The sequence below is a fragment of the Caballeronia sp. A2-2 genome, assembly GCF_057612605.2.
This window is the reverse complement of record NZ_CM172587.1, coordinates 63,877-83,923: the sequence shown is the minus strand read 5'-3', so window position 1 is coordinate 83,923 and position 20,047 is coordinate 63,877. Positions and strand designations below refer to the sequence as shown.

The 20,047-nt window shown below is 59.2% G+C and carries 28 protein-coding genes; 26 read left to right on the top strand and 2 right to left on the bottom strand.

Annotated elements, in window-relative coordinates; all coding sequences use genetic code 11:
* Nucleotides 1-7: 7 nt before the first annotated feature.
* The 23 genes from rpsC (at nt 8) to cutA (ending at nt 13,418) form a co-directional block, all read left to right on the top strand.
* Nucleotides 8-802, top strand: a complete 795-nt coding sequence (rpsC, locus tag ACZCWR_RS00475) for a 30S ribosomal protein S3 (protein WP_277185939.1) — start codon at nt 8-10, stop codon at nt 800-802.
* A gap of 2 nt (nt 803-804) precedes the next feature.
* The gene (gene rplP, locus ACZCWR_RS00470) at nt 805-1,221 is read left to right on the top strand and encodes a 50S ribosomal protein L16 (RefSeq protein ID WP_061170924.1); all 417 of its coding nucleotides are present in this window, start codon (nt 805-807) and stop codon (nt 1,219-1,221) included.
* Between the two features lie 10 nt (nt 1,222-1,231).
* Nucleotides 1,232-1,426, top strand: coding sequence for a 50S ribosomal protein L29 (gene rpmC, locus ACZCWR_RS00465; RefSeq protein ID WP_487303198.1), 195 nt, complete (start codon nt 1,232-1,234; stop codon nt 1,424-1,426).
* Nucleotides 1,423-1,695: a 30S ribosomal protein S17 gene (gene rpsQ, locus ACZCWR_RS00460; protein ID WP_008343854.1), complete on the top strand. Its 273-nt coding sequence runs from the start codon at nt 1,423-1,425 to the stop codon at nt 1,693-1,695. Before rpmC ends, rpsQ begins: the two co-directional genes overlap by 4 nt.
* A gap of 299 nt (nt 1,696-1,994) precedes the next feature.
* Nucleotides 1,995-2,363: a 50S ribosomal protein L14 gene (rplN, locus tag ACZCWR_RS00455; protein ID WP_006998478.1), complete on the top strand. Its 369-nt coding sequence runs from the start codon at nt 1,995-1,997 to the stop codon at nt 2,361-2,363.
* 9 nt (nt 2,364-2,372) lie between these two features.
* A complete protein-coding gene (rplX, locus tag ACZCWR_RS00450) occupies nt 2,373-2,681 on the top strand; it encodes a 50S ribosomal protein L24 (protein ID WP_487301820.1) in 309 nt (102 codons plus the stop codon).
* Nucleotides 2,682-2,695: 14 nt separating this feature from the next.
* Complete coding sequence (gene rplE, locus ACZCWR_RS00445; RefSeq protein WP_087049859.1) at nt 2,696-3,235, top strand: 50S ribosomal protein L5; 540 nt, start codon at nt 2,696-2,698, stop codon at nt 3,233-3,235.
* A 7-nt stretch (nt 3,236-3,242) separates the two neighbouring features.
* A complete protein-coding gene (gene rpsN / locus ACZCWR_RS00440) occupies nt 3,243-3,548 on the top strand; it encodes a 30S ribosomal protein S14 (RefSeq protein WP_016346471.1) in 306 nt (101 codons plus the stop codon).
* 14 nt (nt 3,549-3,562) lie between these two features.
* Nucleotides 3,563-3,958, top strand: coding sequence for a 30S ribosomal protein S8 (gene rpsH / locus ACZCWR_RS00435; RefSeq protein ID WP_044041653.1), 396 nt, complete (start codon nt 3,563-3,565; stop codon nt 3,956-3,958).
* Nucleotides 3,959-3,976: 18 nt separating this feature from the next.
* Nucleotides 3,977-4,510: a 50S ribosomal protein L6 gene (gene rplF / locus ACZCWR_RS00430; RefSeq protein ID WP_487301819.1), complete on the top strand. Its 534-nt coding sequence runs from the start codon at nt 3,977-3,979 to the stop codon at nt 4,508-4,510.
* A gap of 12 nt (nt 4,511-4,522) precedes the next feature.
* Nucleotides 4,523-4,888: a 50S ribosomal protein L18 gene (rplR, locus tag ACZCWR_RS00425; RefSeq protein WP_016346468.1), complete on the top strand. Its 366-nt coding sequence runs from the start codon at nt 4,523-4,525 to the stop codon at nt 4,886-4,888.
* Nucleotides 4,889-4,902: 14 nt separating this feature from the next.
* Complete coding sequence (rpsE, locus tag ACZCWR_RS00420) at nt 4,903-5,421, top strand: 30S ribosomal protein S5 (protein ID WP_061170928.1); 519 nt, start codon at nt 4,903-4,905, stop codon at nt 5,419-5,421.
* A 10-nt stretch (nt 5,422-5,431) separates the two neighbouring features.
* Complete coding sequence (rpmD, locus tag ACZCWR_RS00415) at nt 5,432-5,614, top strand: 50S ribosomal protein L30 (RefSeq protein WP_007180126.1); 183 nt, start codon at nt 5,432-5,434, stop codon at nt 5,612-5,614.
* Between the two features lie 32 nt (nt 5,615-5,646).
* Nucleotides 5,647-6,081 carry a 50S ribosomal protein L15 gene (gene rplO / locus ACZCWR_RS00410; protein WP_277185943.1) on the top strand — a complete coding sequence of 145 codons (435 nt, stop codon included), beginning with the start codon at nt 5,647-5,649 and terminating at the stop codon, nt 6,079-6,081.
* Nucleotides 6,082-6,122: 41 nt separating this feature from the next.
* Complete coding sequence (gene secY, locus ACZCWR_RS00405) at nt 6,123-7,469, top strand: preprotein translocase subunit SecY (RefSeq protein WP_487301818.1); 1,347 nt, start codon at nt 6,123-6,125, stop codon at nt 7,467-7,469.
* A gap of 9 nt (nt 7,470-7,478) precedes the next feature.
* Complete coding sequence (gene infA, locus ACZCWR_RS00400; protein ID WP_004521905.1) at nt 7,479-7,697, top strand: translation initiation factor IF-1; 219 nt, start codon at nt 7,479-7,481, stop codon at nt 7,695-7,697.
* Between the two features lie 20 nt (nt 7,698-7,717).
* The gene (gene rpmJ, locus ACZCWR_RS00395; RefSeq protein WP_004199844.1) at nt 7,718-7,834 is read left to right on the top strand and encodes a 50S ribosomal protein L36; all 117 of its coding nucleotides are present in this window, start codon (nt 7,718-7,720) and stop codon (nt 7,832-7,834) included.
* Nucleotides 7,835-7,875: 41 nt separating this feature from the next.
* A complete protein-coding gene (gene rpsM / locus ACZCWR_RS00390; RefSeq protein WP_309833588.1) occupies nt 7,876-8,241 on the top strand; it encodes a 30S ribosomal protein S13 in 366 nt (121 codons plus the stop codon).
* 28 nt (nt 8,242-8,269) lie between these two features.
* Complete coding sequence (gene rpsK, locus ACZCWR_RS00385; RefSeq protein ID WP_006052224.1) at nt 8,270-8,674, top strand: 30S ribosomal protein S11; 405 nt, start codon at nt 8,270-8,272, stop codon at nt 8,672-8,674.
* A 158-nt stretch (nt 8,675-8,832) separates the two neighbouring features.
* Entirely contained in the window at nt 8,833-9,456 is a 624-nt protein-coding gene (rpsD, locus tag ACZCWR_RS00380; protein ID WP_487301817.1) for a 30S ribosomal protein S4, read from the top strand.
* Between the two features lie 146 nt (nt 9,457-9,602).
* Nucleotides 9,603-10,580, top strand: a complete 978-nt coding sequence (locus ACZCWR_RS00375; protein WP_487301816.1) for a DNA-directed RNA polymerase subunit alpha — start codon at nt 9,603-9,605, stop codon at nt 10,578-10,580.
* Nucleotides 10,581-10,742: 162 nt separating this feature from the next.
* Nucleotides 10,743-11,138 carry a 50S ribosomal protein L17 gene (rplQ, locus tag ACZCWR_RS00370; RefSeq protein ID WP_162066873.1) on the top strand — a complete coding sequence of 132 codons (396 nt, stop codon included), beginning with the start codon at nt 10,743-10,745 and terminating at the stop codon, nt 11,136-11,138.
* A gap of 138 nt (nt 11,139-11,276) precedes the next feature.
* Nucleotides 11,277-13,418 (top strand): divalent cation tolerance protein CutA, encoded by a 2,142-nt coding sequence (gene cutA, locus ACZCWR_RS00365; RefSeq protein ID WP_487301815.1) that lies wholly within the window; start codon nt 11,277-11,279, stop codon nt 13,416-13,418.
* 54 nt (nt 13,419-13,472) lie between these two features.
* Here the strand turns inward: cutA and hemB are convergent, their stop codons facing one another.
* On the bottom strand, nt 13,473-14,471 hold the full coding sequence (hemB, locus tag ACZCWR_RS00360; protein ID WP_487301814.1) for a porphobilinogen synthase: 999 nt from the start codon (nt 14,469-14,471) through the stop codon (nt 13,473-13,475).
* A 238-nt stretch (nt 14,472-14,709) separates the two neighbouring features.
* Nucleotides 14,710-15,363 carry a ribosome biogenesis GTP-binding protein YihA/YsxC gene (yihA, locus tag ACZCWR_RS00355; RefSeq protein WP_487301813.1) on the bottom strand — a complete coding sequence of 218 codons (654 nt, stop codon included), beginning with the start codon at nt 15,361-15,363 and terminating at the stop codon, nt 14,710-14,712.
* Between the two features lie 294 nt (nt 15,364-15,657).
* On the opposite strand from yihA, the gene ACZCWR_RS00350 reads away from it, so the two are divergent.
* The 3 genes from ACZCWR_RS00350 to ccsB all read left to right on the top strand — a co-directional run bounded on the left by ACZCWR_RS00350 (nt 15,658) and on the right by ccsB (nt 19,934).
* Complete coding sequence (locus ACZCWR_RS00350; protein ID WP_487301812.1) at nt 15,658-16,320, top strand: c-type cytochrome; 663 nt, start codon at nt 15,658-15,660, stop codon at nt 16,318-16,320.
* Nucleotides 16,321-16,479: 159 nt separating this feature from the next.
* The gene (locus ACZCWR_RS00345) at nt 16,480-18,723 is read left to right on the top strand and encodes a cytochrome c biogenesis protein ResB (RefSeq protein ID WP_487301811.1); all 2,244 of its coding nucleotides are present in this window, start codon (nt 16,480-16,482) and stop codon (nt 18,721-18,723) included.
* A gap of 5 nt (nt 18,724-18,728) precedes the next feature.
* Entirely contained in the window at nt 18,729-19,934 is a 1,206-nt protein-coding gene (ccsB, locus tag ACZCWR_RS00340; RefSeq protein ID WP_487301810.1) for a c-type cytochrome biogenesis protein CcsB, read from the top strand.
* Nucleotides 19,935-20,047: the final 113 nt, after the last annotated feature.

Sequence of the window (20,047 nt, the reverse complement as noted above, 5' to 3'; positions counted from 1 at the left end):
CCATACGATGGGACAAAAAATTCATCCGACTGGCTTCCGTTTGGCCGTCAGCCGCAATTGGGCTTCGCGCTGGTATGCGAACAACAACAATTTCGCGGCGATGTTGCAGGAAGACATCGGTGTTCGTGAATACCTGAAGAAGAAGCTGAAGAACGCTTCGGTTGGTCGCGTCGTCATCGAGCGTCCGGCGAAGAACGCGCGCATCACGATTTATAGCTCGCGTCCGGGCGTTGTCATCGGCAAGAAGGGTGAGGACATTGAATCGCTGAAGGCCGAGCTGCAGAAGCGCATGGGCGTTCCGGTTCACGTCAACATCGAAGAAATTCGCAAGCCGGAAACGGACGCGCAACTGATCGCCGATTCCATCACGCAGCAGCTCGAACGCCGGATCATGTTCCGTCGTGCGATGAAGCGCGCGATGCAAAACGCCATGCGTCTGGGTGCTCAGGGCATCAAGATCATGAGCGCGGGTCGTCTGAACGGTATCGAAATCGCTCGTACGGAATGGTATCGCGAAGGTCGCGTGCCGCTTCATACGCTGCGTGCGGATATCGACTACGCGACTTCGGAAGCGAAGACGACGTACGGCATCATCGGCGTGAAGGTGTGGGTCTACAAGGGCGACACCCTGGGCCGCAACGATGCACCGGTGGTCGAAGAAGTAGCAGAAGAAAAGCGTCCGCGCCGCAACGCACGTCCGGGTGGCGATCGCCGTCCGCGCCGTGACGGTGAAGGCGGTGGTCCGGCAGGCGCACGCCGTGGCGGCCCGCGCCGTGGCGGTGACGCGAAGACTGGAGAATAACGATGCTGCAACCGAAACGCAGAAAGTATCGCAAGGAGCAGAAAGGTCGTAACACCGGCAAGGCGACGCGCGGCAACGCAGTGTCGTTCGGTGAGTACGGTCTGAAAGCTATCGGTCGCGGCCGTTTGACCGCGCGCCAGATCGAAGCGGCGCGTCGTGCAATGACGCGTCACATCAAGCGTGGCGGCCGGATCTGGATCCGTATTTTCCCGGACAAGCCGATTTCGCAAAAGCCGGCCGAAGTGCGTATGGGTAACGGTAAGGGTAACCCGGAGTACTACGTCGCTGAAATTCAACCGGGCAAGATGCTGTACGAGATGGACGGCGTCACCGAAGAACTGGCACGCGAAGCGTTCCGTCTGGCTGCAGCCAAGCTGCCGCTCAAGACGTACTTCGTGGTTCGTCAGCTCGGCGCCTAAGGAGTAAATGATGAAGGCTACTGAACTTCGCCAGAAAGAACAGTCCGCGCTCAACCAAGAGCTGTCGGACTTGCTCAAGGCGCAATTTGGCCTGCGTATGCAACTCGCGACCCAGCAGCTCACGAACACGAGCCAGCTGAAGAAGGTTCGTCGCGACATCGCACGTGTGCGCACCGTCCTGACTGAGAAGGCGAACCAGAAATGAACGATAGCGTAAAAACCTCGCTCAAGCGGACGCTGGTCGGCAAGGTCGTCAGCAACAAGATGGACAAGACGGTCACCGTTCTGGTCGAGCACCGCGTGAAGCATCCGATCTACGGCAAGTATGTTGTGCGTTCCAAGAAGTACCACGCGCATGACGACGCGAACACGTACAACGAAGGCGATCTCGTCGAAATCCAGGAAACCCGTCCGATTTCGAAGACGAAGGCCTGGGTTGTGTCGAAGCTGGTTGAAGCGGCTCGCGTAATTTAAAGGCAGTATCTGTCGCAGCACGGCGGTAAATAGTGTCGCGACAAGTTTCACTTGCAAGACCGAGATTATTTGTTATAATCTCGGTCTTCCCTCTTTGTGGGAGCCCCGTCGCGGGCGAAGTTGGTGGGGGAAGCCGGTACGGGCGCCAGCCTGTGTCGACAGATTCACCGGATTGCGATGGCGGGTTTCGTCTGCCGTCGCTGCCTGTTCTAACCCAAGCAGCCGATTCGGCTGACGGGACCAAGACTGACCGTTTGTGCCATGGTGGTGCAATCGGATTAAGTTGGGAAAGATAAACCATGATCCAGACCGAAACTCGGCTTGAAGTGGCCGACAACACGGGTGCGCGTGAAGTCATGTGCATCAAGGTGCTCGGCGGCTCGAAGCGTCGTTACGCAAGCATTGGCGACATCATCAAGGTGACCGTCAAAGAAGCGACGCCGCGCGGACGCGTGAAGAAGGGCGAAATCTACAACGCCGTGGTCGTTCGTACGGCCAAGGGTGTGCGTCGCCAGGATGGCTCGCTGATCAAGTTCGACGGCAATGCTGCTGTTCTGCTGAACACGAAGCTCGAGCCGATCGGCACGCGTATCTTCGGGCCGGTGACGCGTGAACTGCGTAGCGAACGATTTATGAAGATCGTTTCGCTTGCGCCCGAAGTGCTGTAAGGAGTCGCGATGAACAAGATTCGCAAGGGTGACGAAGTCATCGTCATTACCGGCAAAGACAAGGGTAAGCGCGGCACCGTGCTGGCCGTTGCGGAAAATCGTGTGACCGTCGAGGGTATCAACCTCGTCAAGAAGCACGTGAAGCCGAACCCGATGAAGGGTACGACGGGCGGTGTGGAAGCCAAGTCGATGTCGCTGCATATTTCCAACGTCGCAGTCGTGGACGCGAATGGCAAGGCATCGCGTGTGGGCATCAAGGTCGAAGACGGCAAGAAGGTTCGCTTCTTGAAGTCGACCGGCGCCACGCTTAACGCCTGACGCGGAGTTAAAAAATGGCTCGTCTGCAAGAGATTTACAAAGAAAAGGTTGTGCCGCAACTTGTTGAAAAGTTCGGCTACAAGTCCATCATGGAAGTGCCGCGCATCACCAAGATCACCCTCAACATGGGTCTTGGCGAAGCCGTCGCTGACAAGAAGATCATCGAAAACGCCGTGGGCGACCTGACGAAGATTGCTGGCCAAAAACCGGTTATCACGAAGGCGCGCAAGGCAATCGCAGGCTTCAAAATTCGTCAAGGCTACCCGATCGGCGCGATGGTCACGCTGCGCGGCCAGGCAATGTACGAATTCCTCGACCGTTTCGTGACGGTTGCGCTCCCCCGTGTGCGTGACTTCCGTGGCGTGTCGGGCCGTGCATTCGACGGTCGTGGCAACTACAACATCGGTGTGAAAGAGCAGATCATTTTCCCCGAAATCGACTACGACAAGATCGACGCACTGCGTGGGCTGAACATCAGCATCACGACGACTGCGAAGACTGACGATGAAGCAAAGGCGCTGCTCGCCGGCTTCAAGTTCCCGTTCAGAAACTGAGGTTACCGTGGCTAAACTGGCACTGATCGAACGTGAAAAGAAGCGCGCGCGCCTGGCAGCCAAGTACGCTCCGAAGCGTGCTGAGCTGAAGGCTGTGATCGACGACGCAAGCAAGTCGGACGAAGAGCGCTACTTCGCGCGTCTGGCGCTGCAACAACTGCCGCGTAACTCGAACCCCACTCGCAAGCGTAACCGCTGCGCGATCACGGGTCGTCCGCGTGGCACGTTCCGCAAGTTCGGACTCGCGCGTGGCAAGATCCGCGAAATCGCTTTCCGCGGCGAAATCCCTGGCCTGACCAAGGCGAGCTGGTAATAGGAGAAACATAAATGAGCATGAGTGATCCTATCGCCGATATGCTGACTCGCATCCGCAATGCGCAGATGGTCGAGAAGGTTTCGGTGACTATGCCCTCGTCGAAAGTCAAGGTTGCGATTGCGCAGGTTTTGAAGGACGAAGGTTATATCGACGACTTCGCAGTGAAGGCTGATGGCGCGAAGATCGAATTGAATATCGCGTTGAAGTACTACGCTGGCCGTCCGGTGATCGAGCGTCTCGAACGCGTTTCGAAGCCTGGCCTGCGCGTGTACCGCGGTCGCAACGACATTCCCCAAGTCATGAATGGCCTGGGTGTTGCAATCGTCTCGACGCCGAAGGGTGTGATGACCGACCGCAAGGCGCGCCAGAACGGCGTCGGTGGCGAAGTCATCTGCTACGTCGCTTAACACCTAAGGAGAAGAAACATGTCTCGAGTAGGTAAAAGCCCGATTACGCTGCCGCAAGGCGCGGAAGTGGCCGTCAAGGGCGACGTCATCACCGTAAAGGGTCCGCTCGGCACGATCTCGCAACCGGCTAACAAGCTGGTCAGCGTGACGAACGAGAACGGCACCCTGAAGCTGGCTCCGACGGACGAAAGCCGTGAAGCGAATGCGATGTCCGGCACGATGCGCGCCCTGGTGGCGAACATGGTGCAAGGCGTCACCAAGGGTTTCGAACGTAAGCTGACGCTGGTTGGCGTCGGTTATCGTGCACAAGCGCAAGGCGACAAGCTGAATCTGTCGCTGGGTTTCTCGCACCCTGTGGTGCACCAGATGCCGGAAGGCATCAAGGCTGAAACCCCGACGCAGACCGAAATCGTGATCAAGGGGATCGACAAGCAGAAAGTCGGACAGACCGCAGCAGAAGTGCGCGGCTATCGTCCGCCGGAGCCCTACAAGGGCAAGGGCGTGCGTTATTCCGACGAGGTCGTGATCCTCAAAGAAACGAAGAAGAAGTAAGGGTGCGCAATCATGGATAAGACTCAATCTCGCCTGCGCCGCGCTCGTCAGACGCGTATCAAGATCGCTGAGCTTCAGGTCGCGCGTCTGGCCGTGCATCGCACGAATACGCACATCTACGCGCAAGTGTTCTCGGCATGCGGCACGAAAGTGCTCGCAAGCGCCTCGACGCTCGAAGCCGAAGTGCGCGCAGAGCTGGCCGACAAGTCGGGCAAGGGCGGCAACGTCAATGCTGCGACGCTGATCGGCAAGCGTATCGCCGAAAAGGCCAAGGCAGCCGGCATCGAATCCGTCGCCTTTGACCGTTCGGGTTTCCGCTACCACGGCCGCGTCAAGGCGCTGGCTGATGCGGCGCGCGAAGCCGGACTCAAGTTCTAAGGGAAGAATTCGTCATGGCAAAGATGCAAGCGAAAGTTCAGGCAGACGAACGCGACGACGGCCTGCGCGAAAAGATGATTTCGGTCAACCGCGTGACCAAGGTCGTGAAGGGTGGCCGTATTCTCGGCTTCGCCGCACTGACCGTGGTTGGCGACGGTGATGGCCGCGTCGGCATGGGCAAGGGCAAGGCAAAGGAAGTTCCGGTTGCTGTTCAAAAGGCAATGGAACAAGCCCGACGCAATATGTTCAAGGTGCCCCTGAAGAACGGCACGCTGCAACACGAAGTGCACGGTAAGCACGGCGCCTCGGCAGTCCTCCTCGCTCCGGCGAAGGACGGTACTGGCGTGATCGCTGGCGGCCCGATGCGCGCAGTGTTCGACGTGATGGGCGTTCAAAACGTTGTGGCCAAGAGCCACGGTTCGACGAACCCTTACAACCTCGTTCGTGCGACGCTGGACGGCCTGCGCAAGCAGTCCACCCCGGCAGACATCGCGGCGAAGCGTGGTAAGTCCGTCGAAGACATTCTGGGCTAAGGTGGTCACCATGTCTGATAAAACTGTCAAGGTTCAGCTCGTGAAGAGCCTGATCGGGACCCGCGAAACGCATCGTGCAACGGTGCGTGGCCTCGGCCTGCGCCGCCTGAACTCGGTCTCCGAGTTGCAGGACACGCCGGCAGTGCGCGGGATGATCAACAAGGTTTCGTACCTCGTTAAGGTCATCAGCTAAGCCGCTGACCCCAAGGATCCAAGGAGTTGAACATGGAATTGAATAACCTGAAGCCGGCAGAAGGCGCGAAGCATGCAAAGCGTCGCGTTGGTCGCGGGATCGGTTCGGGCCTCGGCAAGACCGCTGGCCGCGGCCACAAGGGTCAGAAATCGCGTTCGGGCGGCTTTCATAAAGTCGGCTTCGAAGGCGGTCAGATGCCTCTGCAGCGCCGTCTGCCGAAGCGGGGCTTCACCTCGCTGACGAAGGAATTTGTCGGTGAAGTGCGCCTGGCTGATCTGGAAAAGCTGCCGGTCGACGAAATCGATCTGTTGGCGCTGAAGCAAGCGGGTCTGGTCGGCGAGCTCATCAAGAGCGCGAAGATCATCAAGACTGGCGAAATCAGCCGCAAGATCACGGTGAAGGGCCTGACGGCAACGAAGGGCGCCCGTGCTGCCATCGAAGCCGCTGGCGGCTCGTTCGCCGAGTAACGCGCTTTCGCCGTTACTAGCACTAGCATCGGAGAAGGTTCTTGGCTAACAGCCCGAGTCTCGCAAAACCCGGTCGAAGCGCGGCGAAATTTGGCGATCTGCGCAAGCGTGCAGTGTTTCTGTTGCTTGCGTTGATCGTCTACCGCATTGGTGCGCATATTCCGGTTCCCGGCATCGATCCGGATCAACTGGCGAAGCTGTTCCAAAGCCAGTCGGGCGGCATCCTTGGCATGTTCAACATGTTCTCGGGTGGCGCGCTGTCAAGATTCACGATCTTTGCGCTGGGCATCATGCCCTACATTTCGGCGTCGATCATCATGCAGTTGCTGTCGATCGTGTCGCCGCAGATGGAGGCGTTGAAGAAGGAAGGTCAGGCGGGCCAACGGAAGATCACGCAGTACACGCGTATTTTCACGGTGGTGCTGGCAACTTTCCAGGCGTTCGGTATCGCGGTCGCGCTGGAGAATCAGCCGGCTCTGGTGCTGGACCCCGGCATGGTGTTCCGGCTGACGACGGTCGTCACGCTGGTGACGGGCACGATGTTCCTGATGTGGCTTGGTGAGCAGATCACGGAACGCGGTCTCGGCAACGGTATCTCGATCATCATCTTCGGCGGCATCGCGGCGGGTTTCCCGAATGCGATCGGCGGTTTGTTCGAGCTGGTTCGCACCGGTTCGATGAGCATCATCTCGGCGATCATCATCGTCGCGCTGATTGCGGCGGTCACGTATCTGGTCGTGTTCATCGAACGCGGTCAGCGCAAGATCCTCGTGAACTACGCGAAGCGCCAGGTCGGTAACAAGATTTACGGTGGACAGTCGTCTCATCTGCCGCTCAAGCTGAACATGTCGGGTGTGATTCCGCCGATCTTCGCGTCGTCGATCATCCTCTTCCCGGCAACCATCCTGAACTGGTTCAGTTCGGGGTCGCGCACCGGTTGGTTCGCGAACACGTTGCACAACGTGGCTGAGGCATTGAAGCCGGGCCAACCTGTGTACGTGATGCTGTATGCGTTGGCGATCGTCTTCTTCTGCTTCTTTTACACCGCACTGGTGTTCAACAGCCGTGAGACCGCCGACAACTTGAAGAAGAGCGGTGCGTTCGTTCCGGGAATTCGTCCGGGCGATCAGACCGCGCGATATATCGACCGCATCCTCACGCGTCTGACGCTGGCTGGTGCGATCTACATCGTTTTCGTGTGCCTGCTGCCTGAGTTTCTGGTGTTGCGCTGGAACGTGCCGTTTTACTTTGGTGGAACGTCGCTGCTGATCATTGTCGTCGTCACGATGGACTTCATGGCACAGGTACAGTCGTACGTGATGTCGCAACAATATGAGTCGCTGCTCAAGAAGGCAAACTTCAAGGGCGGCAACGTCCCGATGCGCTGATTTAGAACTATGGCCAAAGACGATGTAATCCAGATGCAGGGTGAGGTGATTGAAAACTTGCCCAACGCTACTTTCCGGGTGAAATTGGAAAATGGCCATGTCGTCCTGGGACACATATCTGGAAAGATGCGGATGCACTACATCCGCATCCTGCCGGGCGACAAGGTTACGGTTGAACTGACGCCTTACGATCTGTCTCGTGCACGGATCGTGTTCCGGGCGAAGTGATTTGAAAAAAGGGTAATATCATGAAAGTGATGGCATCGGTTAAGCGCATTTGCCGCAATTGCAAGATCATCAAGCGCAAGGGCGTTGTGCGCGTGATTTGCAGCTCTGATCCGCGCCACAAACAGCGTCAAGGCTGAACGCCGCGCTTTTGCTTGCGCTTTTTGTTTGAGGAAAAACAATGGCTCGTATCGCAGGGGTTAACATCCCGAATCACCAGCATACCGAGATCGGCCTGACGGCAATCTTCGGCATCGGACGCACGCGTTCGCGCGGCATTTGCACCTCCGCTGGTGTGGAATTTTCGAAGAAGGTCAAGGACCTCACAGACGCAGACCTCGAAAAGCTGCGTGACGAAGTGGGTAAGTTCATCGTCGAAGGCGATCTGCGCCGTGAAGTGACGATGAACATCAAGCGCCTGATGGACCTGGGTTGCTACCGCGGCATGCGTCATCGCAAGGGCTTGCCCCTGCGCGGCCAGCGTACCCGCACGAATGCCCGTACTCGCAAGGGTCCGCGTCGTGCAGCGCAATCGCTGAAGAAGTAAGCGGAATTGACAGTTACAGGAAAACGTAATGGCTAAGGCTTCGAACAACTCCGCGGCGCAACGCGTTCGCAAGAAGGTCAAGAAGAACGTCGCCGAGGGCGTGGTTCACGTTCACGCGTCGTTCAACAACACCATCATCACGATCACCGATCGTCAAGGCAACGCGCTGGCATGGGCGACCTCGGGCGGTCAGGGCTTCAAGGGCTCGCGTAAATCGACGCCGTTTGCAGCTCAGGTGGCAGCCGAGTCGGCTGGCCGCGTGGCGATGGAATACGGCGTGAAGAACCTCGAAGTGCGGATCAAGGGCCCCGGTCCTGGCCGTGAATCGGCGGTGCGCGCGCTGCATGGTCTTGGCATCAAGATCACCGCGATCTCCGACGTGACGCCGGTCCCGCACAACGGCTGCCGTCCGCCGAAGCGTCGTCGTATCTAAGTTGACGACGTGACCGCATGTTTCCTGTCGATACGCGAGTATCGGCGGGTTTCGTGCGTTATGAATCTGACTAAGCCCACCGTTCGACCCAAAGGGTTCGAACTAGCGCAAACCGAAGTCTGACGGAAGTTTGCGTGATCAATATTTAAGGATGCAACGTGGCACGCTATACCGGTCCCAAAGCCAAGCTGTCCCGCCGTGAAGGCACAGATCTGTTCCTCAAGAGCGCACGCCGCTCGCTCGCTGACAAGTGCAAGCTCGACAGCAAGCCCGGCCAGCACGGCCGCACTTCGGGCGCGCGTACGTCCGACTACGGCACCCAATTGCGCGAAAAGCAAAAGGTGAAGCGTATTTACGGTGTGCTGGAGCGTCAGTTCCGCCGCTACTTCGCTGAAGCCGATCGCCGCAAGGGCCCGACGGGCGAAAACCTGCTGCAATTGCTCGAATCGCGTCTCGATAACGTCGTGTATCGCATGGGCTTCGGCTCGACGCGCGCTGAAGCGCGTCAGCTCGTCGGCCACAAGTCGATCCTCGTGAACGGCCAGGTCGCCAACATCCCGTCGATGCAAGTGAAGTCGGGCGATACCGTCTCCGTGCGTGAGCAATCGCGCAAGCAAGCGCGTATCGTCGAAGCGCTTTCGCTGGCGGAACAAGGCGGCATGCCGAGCTGGGTTTCGGTCGATGCGAAGAAGTTCGAAGGCACGTTCAAGGCGATGCCGGAACGCAGCGATATCGCCGGCGACATCAACGAAAGCCTGATCGTCGAATTGTATTCGCGTTAATCGCGCGTAGTTCGCGTGATTACCGGATGGGCAGCCGGGGAGCCTGATTGCCTGTGGCAAAAAGGCAGCCTCGGCTGTTCATTTTCTGGTTGTTACCGGTCAGCCTTATCGGTGTAACGAGCCGAGGGTATTGAAAAGGAAAACCTATGCAAACCAGTTTGTTGAAGCCCAAGATCATCGCAGTTGAATCGCTTGGCGAAAGCCACGCGAAGGTGGTTATGGAGCCGTTCGAACGCGGCTATGGCCACACCTTGGGTAACGCGCTTCGGCGCGTGCTGCTGTCGTCCATGATCGGCTACGCGCCGACCGAAGTGACGATCGCGGGCGTCGTGCATGAATACTCGACGCTCGATGGTGTGCAAGAGGATGTGGTCAACCTGCTGTTGAACCTGAAGGGCGTCGTTTTCAAGCTGCACAACCGTGATGAAGTCACGGTGACGCTCCGCAAGGAAGGCGAAGGGCTTGTCACGGCCGGCGATATCGAACTCGCGCACGATTGCGAGGTCATCAATCCGGAACACGTGATCGCTCATCTGTCGAAGGGCGGCAAGCTCGACGTTCAGATCAAGATCGAGAAGGGCCGCGGCTATGTGCCGGGCAACGTGCGTCGTTATGGCGAAGAATCGGCGAAGATCATTGGCCGGATCGTGCTGGATGCATCGTTCTCGCCGGTTCGCCGCGTGAGCTATGCCGTGGAAAGCGCGCGTGTGGAACAGCGTACCGACCTCGACAAGCTCGTGATGAACATCGAGACCAACGGCGTGATTTCGCCGGAAGAAGCGATCCGCCAGTCGGCTCGCATCTTGGTCGATCAGTTGTCGGTGTTCGCGGCACTGGAAGGCACCGAAGCGGCAGCGGAAGCGCCGTCGCGCGCGCCGCAGATCGATCCGATCCTGCTGCGTCCGGTCGATGACCTCGAACTCACGGTTCGTTCCGCGAACTGCCTGAAGGCCGAGAACATCTACTACATCGGCGATCTGATCCAGCGCACGGAAAACGAACTGTTGAAGACGCCGAATCTGGGCCGCAAGTCACTCAACGAAATCAAGGAAGTCTTGGCTTCGCGCGGTCTGACGCTCGGTATGAAGCTCGAAAACTGGCCGCCGGCAGGGCTGGACAAGTAAGAACGCAGCGCATCGCGTAGCTTGGCAAGGACGCGGATTTTGCTTTAAAATCCGCGTCTTGCTTTATTTTCGACCGGCCCGTGCGCCGTACTCAAAGCAGTGGCAAGGTACTTTGAGGCGCAATAGAAGAGCTGGATCAAAACTCGTTAAAGGAAACTCAAAATGCGTCATAAGCATGGTCTGCGGAAACTGAACCGCACGAGCAGCCATCGTCTGGCAATGCTCCGCAATATGTCGAATTCGCTCATCGAGCACGAAGTCATCAAGACGACGCTGCCGAAGGCCAAGGAACTGCGCAAGGTTGTCGAGCCCCTCATTACGCTGGGCAAGAAGCCGTCGCTGGCGAATCGCCGTCTCGCGTTCAACCGTCTGCGCGATCGTGATTCCGTTGCGAAGCTGTTCGACGTGCTCGGCCCGCGTTACGCAAACCGTCCGGGCGGCTACCTCAGCATCCTGAAGTTCGGTTTCCGCGTCGGCGACAATGCGCCGATGGCGCTGATCCAGTTGATGGATCGCCCGGAAGTCGAAGAAACGGAAGAAGTGCAAGAAGCGGAGTAAATTCCGGTTCGAAGCTTCAACAAAAAGGCCAAGCACCGCTTGGCCTTTTTGCATTTTGCGGCGTGCGTTTTCGGTGCTACAGCGTTTGAAGATGCCCGTTCGCCGCCGATGCTACGATACGCAATTCAGGAGTCGCATGTGAATATTCCCATCGTCCTTATGCTGACCACGCTGCCCGACGTGGACGCCGCCAGCGCGCTTGCGCAGACGGCTCTGGAAGCGCGGCTCGCGGCCTGCGTGACGAACCTCGGTGGTGTCTCGTCGCAATATCATTGGAAGGGCGTGTTGGAGTCATCGCAGGAAGTGCAGTTGATGTTTAAGACGAGCGTCGCGCGCAGCGACGAATTGCAGCGATTGATTGCCGCCGTCATCCTTATGAAACGCCCGAAATCCTCGTCTGGCAGGTGGATGCATCGCCGGAATATGGTCATTGGGTCAATGTGGAAACGCAGCGTCCTCTTCATGTTTGAGCTTTCTTCCTTTTTCGCGCGGCGGGTATGGGCCGCGTTTCTGATCGTGGCCGCGCTGGTGTCAGTTGTCGGCGTCGCGCGTGCAGCCGACGAATTTCTCGATCCCGCAGTCGCTTTCAAATTCAGCGCGTCCGAGCAGCCGGGCGAAGTCGATGTGCGCTACAAGATCGCGGACGGCTATTACATGTATCGCGAGCGGTTCGCGTTCGCGGTCAAGAGCGGTGATGCGACCATCGGCGCCGCGCAATTGCCGGCGGGCAAGGTTCACTTCGATCAGACGTTCAACAAGGACGTCGAAACCTATCGCGGCGAGTTGCTCATCCGGATTCCCGTGACGCAGGCGAAAGGGCCGTTCGAGTTGTCCGTGACATCCCAAGGTTGCGCGGACGGCGGAATTTGTTATCCGCCGATGGAGCGTGTTTATCGCGTGAAAGGCGACGCGCTTCACGCTGCCGGAACGACCGCAACACCCGCCGTGCCTTCCGGCGATTCGTGGTTCGAACGTGCGACGAGCGCTGACTATGCGCAATCCATGCTCGAAGGCGGCGGCTTCTTCACGGTCGTCGGCCTGTATTTCCTGGCCGGGATGGTTTTGAGCCTGCTCCCGTGCTCCTATCCGATGATCCCGATTCTCTCCGCGATCATCGTCGGCGAAGGCGCGCGCGTGACGCGTGGGCGAGGCTTTGCGCTGTCGCTTTCGTATGTCATCGGGATGGCGCTCGTTTATACCGTCCTTGGAGTGGCCGCTGCGTTGATTGGGCAAAGCCTCGGCGCGTGGTTGCAGAATCCGTGGGTGCTGGGCGTGTTCGGCGTGTTGCTCGCGCTTTTTGCCATCACGTTGATTTCGGGCCGCGATATCGCGCTGCCGGCGCGCTGGCAAAGTGGCGTGAACGAGGCATCGCAGAAGAGATCGGGCGGCAAGTTCGCCGCGGTGGCCGTGATGGGCGCGCTTTCCGCGCTCGTCGTCGGCGCGTGCATGACGGCGCCGCTGTTCGCCGTGCTGGCCTTTATCGCGCACACGGGCAACGCGATGCTCGGCGGTGCTGCGCTTTTCGCGATGGGCGTCGGCCTTGGCGTGCCGCTGCTTGTCATTGGACTTGGTGCGGGTTCGGTCTTACCGCGCGCTGGGACGTGGATGGACGGCGTAAAGGTGTTCTTCGGCGTCCTGTTGCTGGCTGCCGCACTTTGGATCGTCTGGCCGGTGATCGGCGGCGTCGCGCAAATGCTGCTCGCGGCGCTGTGGCTCTTGATCGCGGCGGCATCGCTCGGATTGTTCGCAGCGGGTGCGGCGGTGCAGGTGAACGTCTGGAAGCGCCTCGGTCGCGGACTCGGCGCGGCATTCGCGATCTGGGCGGCGACGCTGCTCGTCGGTCTCGCGGCAGGCTCGACCGATCCATTGCGTCCACTTGGCGTATTGGCCTCGCGCGCGGTTTCATCGACACAGGCGCAAGGGCCGGCGTTCGCGCCGGTGCGTTCATCGACGGAACTGGACTCGGCGGTCAAGTCAGGCGCAAAACCTGCCATGCTCGACTTTTACGCCGACTGGTGCGTGTCATGCAAGGAGATGGAAAATCTCACCTTTTCCGATGCGCGCGTTCAGGCGCGTCTCGCGCAACTAAACCTGCTTCGCGCCGACGTCACCGCGAACAATCCCAACGATCAGACCTTGCTCAAACGCTTCAAGCTTTACGGCCCGCCCGGCATCATCTTTTTCGATGCACAGGGCAACGAAGTGGCGCGGGTAGTGGGCTATGAATCAGCGGACACGTTCCTCAAGAGCCTCGATAAAGTCGGCCCAACGAACGGATAAAGAAAAGGGCGATGCAACGCGCATCGCCCTTCTCAAAATCACCAACAAAAAACCTTACTTCGACGCGCGCAGAATCTTCGCCGCGTCCAGCGCGAAATACGTCAGCACGCCGTCCGCGCCCGCGCGCTTGAACGCGAGCAGCGCTTCCATCATGGCCTTGTCGTGATCGAGCCAGCCGTTTTGCGCGGCGGCCTTGATCATCGCGTATTCGCCGCTTACCTGATACGCATACGTCGGGAAGCGGAATTCGTCCTTCACGCGCCGCACAATATCGAGATAGGGCATGCCGGGCTTGACCATCACCATGTCCGCGCCTTCCTCGATGTCCATGCGCACTTCGCGCAGCGCCTCGTCGGAGTTGGCCGGGTCCATCTGATACGTCATCTTGTTGCCCTTGCCGAGATTCGCGGCGGAACCGACCGCGTCACGGAACGGCCCGTAAAACGCCGATGCGAACTTCGCGGCATAAGCCATGATGCGCGTGTGAATGTGGTCGTCGCTTTCCAGCATCTCGCGGATCGCGCCGATGCGCCCGTCCATCATGTCCGACGGCGCGACGATATCCACGCCCGCTTCCGCCTGCGTGCGCGCCTGCTCGACGAGGATCTCGCTCGTTTCGTCGTTCTTCACGTATCCTTCTTCATTGAGCACGCCGTCCTGGCCGTGGCTCGTGTACGGATCGAGCGCAACGTCCGTGAGCACGCCCAACATCGGGAAATTCTTTTTGAGTTCGCGCACGGCACGCGGGATGAGCCCTTCCGGATTCGTTGCCTCGCGTCCATCAGGCGTCTTCAACGACGGCTCGATGGCAGGAAACAGCGACAGCACCGGCACGCCAAGTTCGACGCATTGCTCCGCTACCTTCATCAGCAGATCGACGGACGTTCGCTCGACGCCCGGCATGGACGGCACGGCATGCCGCACGTTCGTCCCTTCGACGATGAAGACCGGGTAAATGAGATCGTTGGTGGTAAGAATGTTCTCGCGCATCAGACGGCGCGAGAAGTCATCGCGGCGCATGCGGCGCGGGCGATGGTGAGGATAAAAGCTCATGTCTGGACTCGAATTTGGAGGACGTCAGAGGAGGAAGAAAACGTGTTCCGAAACGCTGGAAGCCTTGTCGTACGAGGCTGCTGCCTCGTCTGAAACCGTTTTAAGACAATGGTATATCATTCCGATCGAGCGAGGCGCTTGCCGCCAAGCTCCCCGCTTCTCCTCCCTGAGCGGGTGCCTGTCGTTATTCGATTAGGCTATTAACCCGCCGTCATACGGCGGGTTTTTTTATGTCCGCTTACTCCGGCGTCTCTTCAGAAGCAGGCGCCAACCAGCTCTCGATCAACTCGTGCGCCTCGTCCAGACCGGTTCGCTTGAGCGCGGAAAAAAGCTGCACGCTCAATTCGCCGCGATATCCGGCGCTCTTGTATTCACCGAAGGCTTTCTGCGTGGCGCGCAAGGTGTTGGTCATTTCCTGTCGCGTCAATTTGTCGCATTTCGTGAGGAGTGCGTGGATCGGCTTACCGGTCGGCGCGAACCAATCCATCATGATCTGATCGAGTTCGGTCAGCGGACGGCGCGCGTCCATCATGAGGATCATGCCGCGCAATTGCGCACGGCTTTGAAGGTACGTCGACAGCAAACGCTGCCAATGTTCTTTCGCCGCGCCCGGCACTTCCGCGTAGCCGTAACCCGGAAGATCGACGAGATAGCCGACCGGCTCGTCCTTCGGCCCGACCGCGAAGTAATTGATGTGCTGCGTGCGTCCCGGCGTCTTACTGGCGAACGCCAACCGCTTCTGATTGCAGAGAATGTTGATCGCCGTGCTCTTGCCCGCATTCGAGCGTCCCGCGAACGCGATTTCCGGCTGCGGCGTGGGCGGCAGATCGCGCAAATGATTGACGGTGGTAAAGAAGCGCGCTTGATGAAGCAGGAACGACTTGGATGACATTGGGCAGGCCTTTTTGGAAAACGAGAACTCGAAGCCTTGAGAACCCGGCGAATACTGGGCTTGCCCCGACTGGCGTCTTTGCGTGTAGCGGGTTATTGTACAATACGACGGTTTTTTCAAGACCCGTGAACGGGCAAGCCGCATCAGAGCCACAGGCCATACCCATAAGGGAGCGAGACAGTTTGCAGGGCGTTATTCATGCCCTTTCGTTCGGGTTGTCTGGTGGCGAAGATTGGTCGCCGTCGTTTTCTGCAGAACCTCACATTCTCACAAGACGAAAAACAGGGCACGCGAATGAACCGACTGTACAGGTCTCTGGTAGTGATTCAGGCAGCGGCAGCTTTCGGTGGTTTGGCAGGATCGGTAACAGCACAGGCGGCGGAGCCCGCGCAGTCCGCGAAACCGGACGTGGCGCGCGGTCAGGCCATCGCGACTCAGGTGTGCGCAGCGTGTCACGCGGCCGATGGCAACAGCGCCGGCGCGGCGTTTCCCAAGCTCGCGGGTCAGCACGCGGAATACATCGTCAAGCAGTTGAAAGACTACAAGACGCAGCCGGGTGCCAAGGCGCCCGCGCGCAGCAATCCGATCATGGCGGGCATTGCGGGCGCGTTGTCGGATCAGGACATGGTGAATGTCGCGGCCTACTTCGCATCGCAGAAGACCAAGCAGGGCTATGCGCGCGACAAGAATGACGTCGCGCTCGGGCAGAAGATCTATCGCGGCGGAATCGGGGATAAAGGCGTTCCGGCCTGCGCGGCGTGCCACGGCGCGACGGGCATGGGCATTCCGGTGCAGTATCCGCGTCTGTCGTGGCAATGGGGCGATTACACCGTCGCTCAGTTGAATGCCTTCGCGTCGGGAACACGTAACAACAGCGAGCCGATGCATGCCATCTCGTCGCGCCTGAACGAGGCGGAAATGAAAGCGGTGGCGGATTACATCGCGGGCCTGCACTGAAAGCAGCGGTTCCCGTCGGCGTAATGCGCGGGAATCGCCCATACTACAAGCCGGTTCGGGACGAACCTGAAAGACCGGCGCGAAAACAAGAAAAGGGTGGGACGTCGGTCGGCGAGACCGCTTGCGTCGCCACCCTTTTTTGCTGTCAGCGGAGTTTGAATGAGCGTCACCACATCGGGAATGCAGTCGAAGTCCAACCGCCGCGCCGTCCGGGCCTTTGTCGAACTCGTAAGTTCGATGCGTTTCGCCATCGCGCTGCTGGTCGTGCTGGCGATTGCGAGCATCATCGGAACGGTGCTCACGCAGGAAGATCCGTTCCCCAACTACGTCAATCAGTTCGGCCCGTTCTGGGCGGATATTTTTCGCGGCCTGAGCCTCTACAACGTGTACAGCGCGTGGTGGTTCATGCTGATTCTGATCTTCCTCGTCATCTCGGTTTCGCTGTGCGTGATCCGCAATTCACCGAAGATGATCGCGGACATCAAAAGCTGGAAAGATCGCATTCACGAAGGCGGGTTGCGCGCGTTCCATCACAAGGGTGAATTTGTTGTGGCGACGAACCGCGCGCAAACCGCCGCGACGCTCGAACGTCTCAGCACGAAGATGGGTTACCGCCTCAAGACGCGCGAGACGGACAACGGCGCGACGCTCATCACCGGCAAGCGCGGCGCGATGACGAAGATCGGCTATATCTCGGCGCATCTGGCGATCGTCATCATCTGTCTGGGCGGGCTGCTCGACAGCAATCTGCCCATCAAGCTGCAGATGTGGATGTTCAACAAGACGCCGGTCAACAGCAACGCTGTCATCAACGACATTCCGGCCGAACATCGGCTGTCCGTGTCGAACCCGACGTTTCGCGGTTATGCGTGGGTGCCGGAAGGTCAGTACGTCGGCACGGCCATTCTGAATCAGCAGGACGGCTCGGTCATTCAGGATCTGCCGTTCTCCATTCAGTTGAACAAATTCATCGTCGATTACTACTCGACGGGCATGCCGAAGCTGTTTGCCAGCGATATCGTCGTGATCGATCACAAGACGGGCAAGCGCATTCCGGCGCGCGTCGAAGTGAACAAGCCGTTCACGTATGACGGCGTGTCGATCTATCAATCGAGCTTTCAGGATGGCGGCTCGAAGCTGGACCTGACCGCCTGGCCGATGATCGGCGACACCGCCAAGACCTCGCCGGTCAACGGCTCGATTGGCGGCACTGCGCCCATTGGCACGCAGATCGCGCATGCGGCGGGCGAGACGGTCGAGTTCACGGATTTCCGCGCGATCAACGTCGAGAACATGACGGACGGCAGCGGTGCGCCGGATGCACGCGGCGTCGGCAAGACGGGAACCTTGCGCGATGCCTTCGACGAGCGTCTCGGCTCCGGCGCGAAGACCTCGAAGCCCACCGACCTGCGCAATATCGGTCCGTCCGTGCAATACAAGATTCGCACGCCGGACGGTCAGGCGCGCGAATACAGCAACTACATGCTGCCGGTCGATGTCGCCGGTCAGCGAATGTTCCTCGCCGGCATGCGCACGACGCCGAACGACCCGTTCCGCTATCTGCGCATTCCCGCCGACGAGCAAGGCAGCGTCAAACAATGGATGGACCTGCGCGCGGCGCTTCAAAACCCCGCGATCCGCGCCGAAGCCGCTCATCGCTTTGCGCTGCGTTCGGTGCCGCAGGAAAACGGCGACCTGCAGACCCATCTTCAGGAAAGCGCGGGCCGCGTGCTGAACCTTTTCGCAGGCGCGGATGAAAACGGCAAACCATCCGCGAATCCGCAGACGAGTGCGGGCTTTCAAGGCATCGCCACGTTCATGGACCGTTCGGTGCCGAAGGGCGAGCAGGAAAAAGCCGCTGGTCTGCTCATGCGCATGCTCGAAGGCGTGATGTGGGACGTCTGGCAGATTTCCCGCGAACATAACGGCCTGCCCGACGCGAAGATCGACGAGAAAAACAGCGCGTTCGTTCAGGCATCGATCAACGCGCTTTCTGACAGCTTTCTGTACGGATCGCCGGTCTTCTTGCAACTCGACAACTTCAAGCAGATCCAAGCTTCGGTATTTCAGTTGACGCGCGCGCCGGGTAAAAAAGTGGTGTATCTTGGCAGCCTCCTTCTGGTCATCGGCATCTTCGCGATGTTTTACGTGCGCGAACGCAGGCTTTGGTTTTGGCTCAAAGATAACGGGCAAGGCGGCGCGAGCGTGCTGATGGCCATGTCCACGGCACGCCGGACCTTCGACTTCGAAAACGAATTCGTGCGCACGCGCGCGCAGATCGCGGCGGCGCTCGGTGTATCGGCGATGGTGACCGACGAACCCGCCGACGCATCCCCGACATCGGGCGCGACTCAAGCGTCCACGCAATCCGAGACCGCGCGCTCGGAAGTTTCAACACGGTAGGAATCATGGCTCTCACACAGACTCACTCCAGCGTACCCGCCCAGAAGGAGCGCCCGGCACCGGGAAGCCTTCCCGATGTCGCCTTGTTCGACGACCGTCCGTTCTTGCGCCGGCTCGGTCCCATCGACTGGCTGTTCGCACTGGCGATGGTCGCGGGCGCGGGCTTCGCGCTGAATCGCTATCACCCGTTCATGGACGTGTACGACATGGCCGTGCTGGTCGGCGCGGTGCCCACTTTCGTCGTGCTCGGCTGGCGCTGGAAGCCGGTGCGTTTGCTGATCGCGCTGATCGCGGTGATGTCGCTTTCGGGCATTCAGCTTTATCAGCACGATCTCGCGCGCGCGGACACCAACTTCTTCCTCAAGTATTTCCTGTCGAGCCAATCCGCCATTCTCTGGATGAGCGCGCTGTTTATCCTCGCGACGCTGTTCTACTGGATCGGTCTGGTTTCGCGCTCGGACACGGGCGGCTCGATCGGCTCGCGCATGACGTGGGCGGCCGTGCTGATGGGTTTCACCGGCCTGATGGTGCGCTGGTACGAGTCGTACATGATCGGCTCGGATGTCGGGCACATTCCCATCTCGAACCTGTACGAAGTGTTCGTACTGTTCTGCCTCATCACCTCACTGTTCTATCTCTACTACGAACAGCATTACGCGACGCGTTCGATGGGCGCGTTCGTGCTGCTCGTCATCAGCGCGGCGGTCGGCTTCCTGATGTGGTATTCGATCGCACGCGATGCCCAGCAAATTCAACCGCTCGTGCCCGCGCTGCAAAGCTGGTGGATGAAGATTCACGTTCCGGCCAACTTCATCGGTTACGGCAGCTTCGCGCTCTCGGCGATGGTTTCCGTCGCGTACTTGTCCAAGCAGCGCGGCTTCATGGCCGACCGTCTGCCGTCGCTCGAAGTGCTTGACGACGTGATGTACAAGTCCATCGCGGTCGGTTTCGCGTTCTTCACCATCGCGACGATTCTCGGCGCGCTGTGGGCGGCGGAAGCGTGGGGCGGTTACTGGAGTTGGGACCCGAAGGAAACGTGGGCGCTGATCGTCTGGCTGAACTATGCGGCATGGTTGCACATGCGCCTGATGAAGGGCCTGCGCGGAGCGGCTGCCGCGTGGTGGGCGCTGACGGGTCTGGTTGTCACGACGTTCGCTTTCCTCGGCGTGAACATGTTCCTGTCGGGGCTGCACAGTTACGGCAAGCTTTGATCTGATCGGGCAAGTTGCCGGAAAAGGAAACCGCCATGCATCGCGCTGGCGGTTTTTTTTCGTTCCGTGGTGGAATACGGGCATCCGAACTGCTGTTTGTTCGTATCAGGACA

What these genes read in the sequence shown, in the direction of transcription:
- rplE (WP_087049859.1), top strand. Translation starts at nt 2,696, where the DNA reads ATGGCTCGTCTGCAAGAGATTTACAAAGAAAAGGTTGTGCCGCAACTT.
- rplF (WP_487301819.1), top strand. Translation starts at nt 3,977, where the DNA reads ATGTCTCGAGTAGGTAAAAGCCCGATTACGCTGCCGCAAGGCGCGGAA.
- ccsB (WP_487301810.1), top strand. Translation starts at nt 18,729, where the DNA reads ATGGCTCTCACACAGACTCACTCCAGCGTACCCGCCCAGAAGGAGCGC.
- rpmD (WP_007180126.1), top strand. Translation starts at nt 5,432, where the DNA reads ATGTCTGATAAAACTGTCAAGGTTCAGCTCGTGAAGAGCCTGATCGGG.
- rpsQ (WP_008343854.1), top strand. Translation starts at nt 1,423, where the DNA reads ATGAACGATAGCGTAAAAACCTCGCTCAAGCGGACGCTGGTCGGCAAG.
- rpsM (WP_309833588.1), top strand. Translation starts at nt 7,876, where the DNA reads ATGGCTCGTATCGCAGGGGTTAACATCCCGAATCACCAGCATACCGAG.
- rpsC (WP_277185939.1), top strand. Translation starts at nt 8, where the DNA reads ATGGGACAAAAAATTCATCCGACTGGCTTCCGTTTGGCCGTCAGCCGC.
- infA (WP_004521905.1), top strand. Translation starts at nt 7,479, where the DNA reads ATGGCCAAAGACGATGTAATCCAGATGCAGGGTGAGGTGATTGAAAAC.
- rpmJ (WP_004199844.1), top strand. Translation starts at nt 7,718, where the DNA reads ATGAAAGTGATGGCATCGGTTAAGCGCATTTGCCGCAATTGCAAGATC.
- rpmC (WP_487303198.1), top strand. Translation starts at nt 1,232, where the DNA reads ATGAAGGCTACTGAACTTCGCCAGAAAGAACAGTCCGCGCTCAACCAA.
- hemB (WP_487301814.1), bottom strand. Translation starts at nt 14,471, where the DNA reads ATGAGCTTTTATCCTCACCATCGCCCGCGCCGCATGCGCCGCGATGAC.
- ACZCWR_RS00345 (WP_487301811.1), top strand. Translation starts at nt 16,480, where the DNA reads ATGAGCGTCACCACATCGGGAATGCAGTCGAAGTCCAACCGCCGCGCC.
- rplR (WP_016346468.1), top strand. Translation starts at nt 4,523, where the DNA reads ATGGATAAGACTCAATCTCGCCTGCGCCGCGCTCGTCAGACGCGTATC.
- ACZCWR_RS00350 (WP_487301812.1), top strand. Translation starts at nt 15,658, where the DNA reads ATGAACCGACTGTACAGGTCTCTGGTAGTGATTCAGGCAGCGGCAGCT.
- rplP (WP_061170924.1), top strand. Translation starts at nt 805, where the DNA reads ATGCTGCAACCGAAACGCAGAAAGTATCGCAAGGAGCAGAAAGGTCGT.
- yihA (WP_487301813.1), bottom strand. Translation starts at nt 15,363, where the DNA reads ATGTCATCCAAGTCGTTCCTGCTTCATCAAGCGCGCTTCTTTACCACC.
- rplX (WP_487301820.1), top strand. Translation starts at nt 2,373, where the DNA reads ATGAACAAGATTCGCAAGGGTGACGAAGTCATCGTCATTACCGGCAAA.
- rpsE (WP_061170928.1), top strand. Translation starts at nt 4,903, where the DNA reads ATGGCAAAGATGCAAGCGAAAGTTCAGGCAGACGAACGCGACGACGGC.
- rplO (WP_277185943.1), top strand. Translation starts at nt 5,647, where the DNA reads ATGGAATTGAATAACCTGAAGCCGGCAGAAGGCGCGAAGCATGCAAAG.
- rplQ (WP_162066873.1), top strand. Translation starts at nt 10,743, where the DNA reads ATGCGTCATAAGCATGGTCTGCGGAAACTGAACCGCACGAGCAGCCAT.
- ACZCWR_RS00375 (WP_487301816.1), top strand. Translation starts at nt 9,603, where the DNA reads ATGCAAACCAGTTTGTTGAAGCCCAAGATCATCGCAGTTGAATCGCTT.
- rplN (WP_006998478.1), top strand. Translation starts at nt 1,995, where the DNA reads ATGATCCAGACCGAAACTCGGCTTGAAGTGGCCGACAACACGGGTGCG.
- rpsH (WP_044041653.1), top strand. Translation starts at nt 3,563, where the DNA reads ATGAGCATGAGTGATCCTATCGCCGATATGCTGACTCGCATCCGCAAT.
- rpsK (WP_006052224.1), top strand. Translation starts at nt 8,270, where the DNA reads ATGGCTAAGGCTTCGAACAACTCCGCGGCGCAACGCGTTCGCAAGAAG.